This window comes from Limnohabitans planktonicus II-D5, from assembly GCF_001270065.2.
Classification (GTDB): domain Bacteria; phylum Pseudomonadota; class Gammaproteobacteria; order Burkholderiales; family Burkholderiaceae_C; genus Limnohabitans_A; species Limnohabitans_A planktonicus.
On record NZ_LFYT02000031.1, the window covers coordinates 38817 to 49291 of the forward strand.

Below are 10475 nucleotides of genomic sequence, written 5' to 3' on the forward strand. Positions count from 1 at the left end.
GAATTTTCGATTGATGCATCGCCTGAAGGCCCTGCGTGCGTCTTGGCTGCGCGCTCTCTTACCTGACTTGTTCCAACCCGCCGCCCCAGCTTCAGCGGCTATTGAGGTGCCACTGCGTGCCGAGCTGTTCAACACCGAGCAGATGGAGCGTCATGGCAAAAACCTGGCGCAGATACACAGCTTGAGCACAGCATCTAGGCGTGACCAGTTGCTGGTGCGTCTGGGTGACAACGAGGATGTTCTGCAATCAGCCTGCACCTTGCTTTTGGAGGCTGTACACCAGACCCGGCGGATCACACCCGCGGGCGAGTGGTTGCTGGACAACTTCTACCTGATCGAAGAACAAATCCTCACTGCACGCGCCCACTTTTCAAAAAGCTATGGCCGTGAACTGCCGGTGCTGGCCAATGGGCCGTCCAAGGGCTTGCCGCGTGTGTATGACATTGCGCTGGAAGTGATTGCACATGGGGATGGTCGCATTGATCCAGAAAATCTGACGCGCTTTGTCGCGGCCTACCAAAGCATGTCAGAGCTCACCTTGGGCGAACTGTGGGCCATCCCCATCATGCTTCGCTTGGCGCTCATCGAAAATTTGCGGCGCATCAGTGCAGGTGTGGCCGAAAGCATGGTCGAGCGCAACCGTGCCGCCGGTTGGGCCGAGCAAATTCTGCATGTGGCCGAACACGACCCCAAAAACCTGATTTTGGTCATCTCGGACATGGCGCGCGCCAGCCCGACACTGGTGAACACTTTTGTGGCCGAACTGGCGCGGCTTTTACAGGGGCACAGCGCTGCCCTGGCGCTGCCGCTGACATGGATTGCGCAGCATCTGTCAGAGCTTGATCAGTCTATCGAGCAGATGGTTCAGTCGGAAACACAAGCCCAGGCCATCAACCAAGTTTGCATCAGCAACAGCATTGCCAGCTTGCGCATGCTCAGCGCTACCGACTGGCGTGAATTTGTGGAGTCTTTGAGCGGCGTGGAGCGCAAACTGCGCGAAGACCCACAGGGCGTCTATGGCCGCATGGACTTCAGCACCCGTGATCGCTATCGGCATGTGGTGGAAAAGACGGCCCGTCACAGTGGTATGAGCGAATTCGACGTGGCCAGCCTGGCGGTGCATTTGGCACAAAGCACCCTCGATATACGCAAAGCACAAGACGACGAGGCGACACCCAACTCGCCAGCAGCGTCAGAGCATGTGGGCCATTACCTGGTGGGCGAAGGCCTGCCTGTGCTGGAGCGAGCAGCACAGGTTCGATACGGCGTGCTGGCTTCGCTGCAGCGCTGGGCTCGCACCATGGCAGTGCCGCTTTATCTGGGTGCCATGGCCTTGTTGACGGTGCTGGTCACCACCTTGCTGCTGCAAGCGTGGTGGGGTCTGGGACTGGAGCCTTGGCTGTGGTGGCTGCTTGTGCCGGTGGCGCTGTTGGCGTCCAGTCAGCTGGCGGTGACGCTGGTGAACTGGGTGTCCACGCAACTGGTCACACCGCATGTGCTGCCGCGCATGGACTTTTCTGACGGGATCGCGCCTGAGGCCCGTACCTTGGTGGTGGTGCCCACGATGCTGGACAGCTTGGCGGGCGTGCAAGCCTTGGTGGAGGCTTTGGAGGTGCGTTTTCTGGCCAACCAAGATCCCCATCTGCACTTTGGTTTGCTGACCGATTGGACGGATTCAGCCACCGAACATGCGCAGGACGATGCCCCCTTGTTGGACCTGGCCATCGAGGGCATCACCGCGCTCAACCGCAAATACCCGGGTGTGACTCAGGACACATTTTTCCTGTTTCATCGAGCGCGCCAATTGAACGTGCAGGAGAAGGTGTGGATGGGCTACGAGCGTAAACGTGGCAAGCTCGGCGCGCTCAACGCGCTGCTGCGTGGCCAGTCTGACGCCGGATTTTTGCGCGTGGTGGGCAACGCCGTGCATTTGCAGCAAGTGCGCTACGTGATCACTTTGGACACCGACACCCAATTGCAGCGCGACACCGCACGCAAGTTCTCCGCCACCATGGCGCATCCGCTGAACCGCCCGCAGCTGGATCCTCGCAGCGCTTGCGTCACGGCAGGGTATGGCATTTTGCAGCCGCGCATGGCCGTCAGCCTGCAAAGCACCAACCGCTCTCGCTACGCGCGCCTCATGGGCAGTGAGGCCGGCGTGGACCCCTACACCCGTGCAGTCTCTGATGTCTACCAAGACCTGTTTCAAGAAGGCTCATTCATCGGCAAGGGCATCTACGATGTGGATGCCTTCGAAGCTGCCTTGAATGGTCGATTTCCGGAGAACCGCATCCTGAGCCACGACTTGCTCGAAGGCTGCTATGTGCGCTCAGGGCTGCTCAGTGATGTGCAGCTCTACGATGACTTTCCGGCACGCTACGACAGCGATGTGAAACGCCGCTCTCGCTGGATACGCGGTGACTGGCAAATCGCTTCGTGGCTGTGGCCACGCGTGCCCGCGCCTGCAGGCAGCAAACGCCCGAAGAACCCTTTGAGCTTGCTGTCTCAATGGAAAATCCTGGACAACCTGCGGCGCAGTTTGGTGGCTGCGGCCTTGGTGGGCTTGCTGGTGCTGGGCTGGACACAGTTGGACAGCACCGTGCCCTGGACCTTGAGTGTGCTGAGCCTGTTGCTGTTGGCGCCAGCGCTCAACAGCCTCGTGGCGCTGGTGCGCAGGCCGCGAGATTTGCCTTGGCACCTGCATGTTCGCAGGGTGCTCCATGGTGTGTTTGAACAATTGGCGCAGGCCGCATTGACCCTTGTGTTGCTCCCACACGAGGCCTGGTTCAGCCTGGACGCCATCGTGCGTACCCACGTCCGCATGTTGTTCACGCACCGCCGCCTGCTGGAGTGGCAAGCCTCAGACGCCCTCGGGGGCGACGCAGCCTTGCACAAAGCGCATTGCAAGCCGGGTGGTTTGCGCGACTTGCTGGCCAGTGCCCAACAACTGGCGGCTGCACCGATATTGGCTATGGCTGCTGCGGTGGGTGTGGCGCTGTTGAATCCGGCCATGCTGGGGCAAGCCGCACCGGTGCTGCTGCTGTGGCTGACCGCGCCACTGCTGGCCTGGTGGATCAGCCGCCCACTGGCCTCACGGCGCGAAGAACTCAGTGTGAGCCAGCGTCATTTTCTGCGCCGCATGGCGCGGCGAACTTGGTCCTTTTTTGAGCAGTTTGTCAACGCAGAAAACCACTGGTTGCCACCTGACAACTTCCAGGAACACCCGGTGGCCGATGTGGACCACCGCACATCGCCGACCAATATGGGCTTGTCGCTGTTGGCCACCCTCACGGCCTATGACCTGGGTTACATCAGCGTTGGCAACTTGCTCGAGCGCAGCAACAACAGCTTGCAAAGCATGCTGCAACTGGAGCGCCATGCAGGCCATTTTTACAACTGGTATGACACCAAGACACTGGAGCCCCTGCTGCCGCGATATGTGTCCTCGGTCGACAGTGGCAATCTGTCCGGGCACCTGCTGACTTTGCGCCCGGCCCTGCTGGCCCTGGCAGATCAGCCCATCTTCCACCCGCATGCCTTCGATGGTTTGCTGGACACCATGAGCAACCTGAACCAGGCCATGCCCAGGCCTGCAGGCCCGCCACTGCGGCACGCATTGGCACATCTGACCCAAAGCCTGGAGGCTGCCCGCGCAGCGCAACCCTTCACGCCAGCAGACGCCCTGCAATGGCTGGTCGGCACCGAGACTTTGTGCACCGCCATGTTGATGCTGCTGGAGGCCGATGCGGCCGTGGCCGGTGATGCCCACCTGCGCCACTGGTCACAAACCCTGCTGGCGCAATGCACAGCAATAAAGGCCGATTGGTTGGGGCTCCAGCCCCAGCCCCATGCTTGGGCAGGGGACCCGCCAGACGCCATCCCCACTTTGCGCGCCCTGGCTGCGGCGGGAAATGTGCTGGCGCAGTCACGCATGGCCTTGATCGAGCAATTGGCACAAACGTGCGCCAGCATGGCCAGTGCTGATTACAGCTTTTTGTATGACAACACGCGGCATCTGATCGCCGTGGGCTACAACCTGGACGAACGCCGCAGAGACAGCGGCCACTATGACCTTCTGGCCAGCGAGGCACGCCTGTGCAGCTTTGTGGCGATTGCGCAGGGCAACATTCCACAGGACAACTGGTTTGCCCTTGGGCGATTGTTGACCACGGCGGGCAACAGCACGGCGCTGTTGTCCTGGAGTGGCTCGATGTTCGAGTACCTGATGCCCAATCTGGTGATGCCCAGCTATGCCAACACTCTGTTGCACCAAACCTGTGAATCGGTGGTGCAGGCGCAGATCGCCTACGGCGAGCTGCACGGCGTGCCCTGGGGCATTTCGGAGTCTGGCTACAACACAATGGACGCTGCGCTCAACTACCAATACCGCGCCTTTGGCGTGCCGGGTCTGGGGCTCAAGCGTGGCCTGTCAGAGGATTTGGTGATTGCGCCCTATGCCACAGCGCTGGCCCTGATGGTGCAGCCCGATGCCGCTTGTCGCAATCTGCAACGTTTGGTGCAAGAAGGCATGGAAGGGCGATATGGCATGTTTGAAGCCATGGACTACACACCCGCGCGGGTGCCGCGCGGCCAAAGCGGCGCTGTGGTGCGCTCGTACATGGCCCACCACCAGGGCATGAGCTTGCTGGCCTTTGCCCATGTGTTGCTGGACCAGCCCATGCAAAAGCGATTTACCAGTGACCCCTTGTTCCAGGCCACCACGCTGCTGCTGCAAGAGCGCATTCCGAATGCCGCCGTGTTTTACGCGCGGGCGCAGGAGTTGCCCGATATCCGCCGCAGCACCATGGGTCAAACCAGTCCCCTGCGCGTGCTGCGCAACCCGGATGCAGCCCCCGAGGTTCATCTGCTCTCGAACGGCCGCTACCACGTCATGGTCAGCCAGTCGGGGGCCGGTTACAGCCGCTGGAAGGACCTGGCCATCACCCGCTGGCGCGAAGATGGCACGCGTGATAGCTGGGGTGCATATTGTTATTTGCGCGACGTTGACAGTGGCCAATTTTGGTCCGCCACACACCAGCCTGCCTTGCAGCACAGCGACAGCTACGAAGCCATCTTTACCGAAGGCCGGGCTGAATTTCGCCGCCGAGACCATGGTTTTGAAACCCACACCGACATGGTGGTTTCGCCTGAAGACGATATTGAATTGCGCCGCACCCGCATCACCAACCATGCACGCACACGCCGTACCATAGAAATCACCAGTTATGCCGAGGTGGTCCTCGCCCCCAGTGCGGGCGACAACTTGCACCAGGCCTTCAGCAATTTGTTTGTGCAGACCGAAATCGTGCAGGAGCGGCAAGCCATTTTGTGCCACCGCAGACCCCGCTCCGAAAACGAATCAGTGGCCTGGATGTTTCACCTCATGGCCGTGCACGGGGCCGATGCTCAAACCATCTCCTACGAGACGGACCGAAAGGCATTTGTGGGTCGAATGAACGGACTGGACGATCCGCAGGCCCTGCGTGCCGGTGCACTTCTGGGCGATTCGCAAGGCCCGGTGCTGGACCCGATTGTGGCCATTCGCCAACGCATCACACTGCAACCACAGCAAACCGTGACGGTGGACATGGTGACGGGTGTGGCCGAGATGCGCGGCCAAGCCTTGTGCCTGATTGACAAATACCGCGACATGCACCTGGCCGATCGTGTGGTTGATTTGGCGACCACGCATGCCTGGGTCAACTTGCAGCAGATCAATGCCTCCGAGGCCGATGCGCAACTGTTTGCACGCCTGGCCAGTTCCGTGATTTACCTGAACCCTGCACAACGCGCGCAGCAGGAAGTGCTGGTGCACAACAAACGCAGTCAGTCCGGCTTGTGGGGGTATGGCGTTTCGGGCGATTTACCCATCGTCTTGCTGCAAATCAGCAGCGTGGACAACATCGAGTTGGTGCGCCAAATGGTGCAGGCCATTGCCTACTGGCGGCTCAAGGGGCTGGAGGTGGATTTGGTCATCTGGAACGAAGACCATGCCGGTTACCGTCAGGCGCTGCAAGAACAAATCATGGGGCTCATCGCCGTGGGTCTGGAGGCCAATCGGACCGACCGACCCGGAGGCATCTTTGTGCGGTCTTCCGAGCACATGCCCGCAGAAGACCGCACCTTGTTTCAGACCGTGGCCCGGGTCATCATCACGGACACGCAGGGCTCGCTCAAGAGTCAGGCAAGCCGTCACATGGCACGCAAGGCGCGGGCCATGCCTTTGCCCCTCACGCCTGAACAGGGCTCCTTGCCCGCAAGCTCCGTCGCGGTTGACGCCCGGCGCAGCGACCGTGCTGCATTGCAGTTTTTCAACGGCCTGGGTGGCTTTTCCGAAGACGGGCGCGAATACGTGATCCACACCACCGTTTCCGACGGCGTGGCGCAGCACTGTACGCCACAACCTTGGGTCAATGTGATCGCCAATGACCAGTTTGGCACCGTCATTTCCGAAAGTGGCAGCGCCTACACCTGGAGCGAAAACGCGCACGAATTTCGCTTCACGCCCTGGAGCAACGACGCCGTGAGTGACTCACCGGGAGAGGCCATCTATCTGCGAGATGAAGCCTCTGGCGTGTTCTGGTCACCCACTGCCTTGCCCTGCGGCGCAGATGGCCTGCATGTCACGCGCCACGGCTTTGGCTACAGCGTTTTCGAACACACGCATGACGGTATAGACACCGAACTTACGGTGTTTGTGGATCTGCAGGCGTCGATCAAGTTCTCGCAATTGCGAGTGCGCAACCACTCCGGTCGCAGCCGAAAACTTTCGGCCACCGGCTATGTGGAGTGGGTGCTGGGTGATTTGCAGCCCAAATCGGCCATGCATGTGAGCACCGAAATCGACCCACACAGCGGCGCAATTTTGGCGCGCAACCCCTACAACACGGTGTTTGGTGATCGCATGGCCTTTTTTGATGCCGACGCTGCCACACGCGCCCACGGTGTCAGTGTCACCGGCGACCGGCGTGAATTTTTGGGGCGCAACGGCACCTTGCACCACCCGGCGGCCATGCACCGTGTGGCCTTGTCCAACCGGATCGGCTCGGGGCTGGACCCCTGTGCGGCGGTGCAAGTGCCCTTTGAGCTGTCCAATGGCCAGGAACGCGTGGTCGTTTTCCGTCTCGGTGCTGCAGGGCGGCGCGGTCAAGACGATGTTGGTGCCATGGTGCAACGCCTGCGCGATGAGCGTGCCATAGAGGCCTCTCTCGAGTCGGTGCATGCCTATTGGCGGCAAACCCTGGGTGTGGTGCAAGTGCAAACGCCAGACGCAGCGCTCAACCTGCTGGCCAATGGCTGGTTGCTGTACCAGACTCTGGCTTGTCGCTTGTGGGCGCGTACCGGGTTTTACCAATCGGGTGGGGCGTTTGGTTTTCGTGATCAGTTGCAAGATGCCATGGCCTTGGTGCATGCCGCGCCACAGCTGCTGCGCGAACATTTGCTGCGCTGTGCGGCGCGTCAGTTCCGCGAGGGTGATGTGCAGCACTGGTGGCACCCACCGCAGGGCAGGGGCGTGCGCACGCGCTGCTCGGACGATTACCTCTGGCTGGTCCAAGCCACCTGCCACTATGTGAATGCCACGGGCGATGCCACTGTGCTGCATGAGACCGCGCCGTTTTTGCAAGGCCGAGAGCTCAATGCTGAAGAAGACTCTTACTACGATCTGCCCGCAGTCACCGACGAACGCGCCACCGTGTATGAGCATTGCGTGCGGGCCATCCGCAACGGTCTTGGCAAAGGTGTGCACGGCCTGCCCTTGATGGGTTCGGGCGACTGGAACGATGGCATGAACCTGGTGGGCATCAAAGGGCAGGGCGAGAGCATCTGGTTGGCCTTCTTCCTGATTGACACGCTCAAACGCTTTGGCCCCCTGGCGCGTGGCATGGGCGATCACAGTTTTGCCGACCAGTGCATGGCTGAGGCTGAGCAATTGCGCCTGGCCATCGACCAGCAAGCCTGGGACGGTGCTTGGTACAGACGTGCTTACTTTGACGATGGCACGCCGCTGGGCTCGACCCAAAATGACGAATGCCAGATTGACTCAGTCACGCAAAGCTGGGCCGTGCTGTCTGGGGCAGGCCAGCCGACACGCAACCGCAGCGCGCTCGATGCGCTGGACTTGCGCTTGGTTCGGCGCGATCTGGGCCTGATCCAGTTGTTGACACCACCGTTTGATCAATCCGCGCTCAATCCGGGCTACATCAAGGGGTATCTGCCCGGCGTGCGGGAAAACGGTGGCCAGTACACGCATGCCGCCATCTGGGCCGTGATGGCTTTTGCAGCGCTGGGTGATCAGCGCCGGGCCTGGGAGTGCTTTGACCTGATCAATCCGCTGCACCATGGCAGCAGCGCACAGCAGGTGGCGCGCTACCAGGTGGAGCCTTATGTCATGGCGGCCGATGTGTATGCGGTGGCGCCCCACGAAGGCCGCGGCGGCTGGACCTGGTACACCGGATCGGCGGGCTGGATGTATCGGCTCATTTTGGAGTCTTTACTGGGGCTTCGCTTGCAAGGTGCATCACTGCATTTCTCACCCTGCCTGCCTGATGCCTGGCCGGGCTTTGCCCTGCAGTACCGCTTTGGTCAAACCGTGTATGCGATAGAAGTGCAGAAACTGACGGGCTCATCTGCGCTGGTGCTTGTGCTGGACGGTGAGCCCCAAGCTGGGCCCGTCTTGCCGCTTCAAGACGACGGCGTTGCACACCGTGTCGTGGTGCAAGTGCCTGCTTGACGCTGTGAAGTTTTCAATGCTCAAACAGGTTGTCGGCGGTCAAAGACCCCGGCATGGACTTCAAAGATCTTGTAGGTCGGCGGTCGAAGACCCCGACATGGGACTGTGCCGAAACCCATAACGTCGGACTCTGCGAGTGCCGACCTACGAATACAAAAAAGGCTCAAAGATGTTGTAGGCCGGCGGTCGAAGACCCCGACATGGGACTGTGCCGAACCCATCATGTCGGACTCTGCGAGTACAGACCTACGAATACAAAAAAGGCTCAAAGATGTTGTAGGCCGGCGGTCGAAGACCCCGACATGGGACTGTGCCGAACCCATCATGTCGGACTCTGCGAGTACAGACCTACGAATACAAAAAAGGCTCAAAGATGTTGTAGGTCGGCGGTCGAAGACCCCGACATGGGCCTGCGCAGAAGCCAGCCATGTCGGACTCTGCGAGTACCGACCTACGAATACAAAAAAGGCTCAAAGATGTTGTAGGTCGGCGGTCGAAGACCCCGACATGGGCCTGTGCAGAAGCCAGCCATGTCGGACTCTGCGACTACCGACCTACGAATACAAAAAAGGCTCAAAGAAGTTGTAGGTCAGCGGTCGAAGACCCCGACATGGGACTGTGCCGAACCCATAACGTCGGACTCTGCGAGTACCGACCTACGAATACAAAAAAGGCTCAAAGAAGTTGTAGGTCGGCGGTCGAAGACCCCGACAAGGGCCTGTGCCGAACCCATCATCTCGGATTCTGCGAGTACCGACCTACGAATACAAAAAAGGCTCAAAGATGTTGTAGGTCGGCGGTCGAAGACCCCGACATGGGACTGTGCCGAACCCATAACGTCGGACTCTGCGAGTACCGACCTACGAATACAAAAAAGGCTCAAAGATGTTGTAGGTCGGCGGTCGAAGACCCCGACAAGGGCCTGTGCAGAAGCCAGCCATGTCGGACTCTGCGAGTACCGACCTAGTGCGCCCGTGAAGGCGCGTACACAGCATGGTGAGAGTCCGTGTCGGGGTAAGCCAAGGCCCCGTAGCCGAAGGTAACTGCGTCGCTGCGAGGCGGGGTGGGGAGCAACCGGAGGCGAACTGGCGGTGCGCAGTAAAGCGAACTCGATTCGGCAGGGTGTGGCGGCGAGCTGGCTAGGTCTCTTGGCGAAGCCTGAAACACATCGCATGCGTTGTTTTGGTGGATAAAACGACATGCGGGCCACCCATGTGGTTGGAGGCGCAACGCTAGGAAGTGTACGTGAGATAAGCGGGGAGAGCTGTGGCCCGAGGTGACGGGCTGCAGCAGTCAGAGCCATCGTAGTAGCGATGGGCTGCCAGAGCAGATAGGGCCAAACCACACTGGAAACGGTGTGTGCAAGCGAGAGTTTGCGATAACCGGGGTACGCCCCTTGAGCCTAAACCGAGCAGACGGCAGCCTGAGAAGTGCGGAATAGGAAAGCCGCATGAGCCAAGGGTGGCAGGAAAGTGGATACGAGAAAGACAGAGATGAACGAGAGCGAAAGTGAAACGGCGGCAGTGCCCCTTGGGGTTAAACAAGCCGAGTCAGGCCCGGCCCAATGGGCGTGGGTGGACCGTGAAGTCTGGACGGATCGTATGTTGGCGGCGCTGGGCAACGGCGTCAAAGGAAACAAGTGGTTCAGTTTGATCGACAAGGTCTGGCGCCTAAGCACCTTGCAAGCGGCTTGGCAACAAGTCAAAGCGAACAAAGGGGCATGGGGCATAGACCGGCAAAGCAT

The 10475-nt window shown here is 60.2% G+C and carries 1 protein-coding gene and 1 pseudogene; both read left to right on the plus strand.

The window, feature by feature from the left end; translation table 11 throughout:
- The first annotated feature begins 13 nt into the window (after positions 1-13).
- A complete protein-coding gene (locus H663_RS38050) occupies positions 14-8731 on the plus strand; it encodes a glycoside hydrolase family 94 protein (RefSeq protein WP_053175210.1) in 8718 nt (2905 codons plus the stop codon).
- 1493 nt (positions 8732-10224) lie between these two features.
- Positions 10225-10475: pseudogene (locus tag H663_RS42085) on the plus strand (hypothetical protein); the annotation flags it as partial.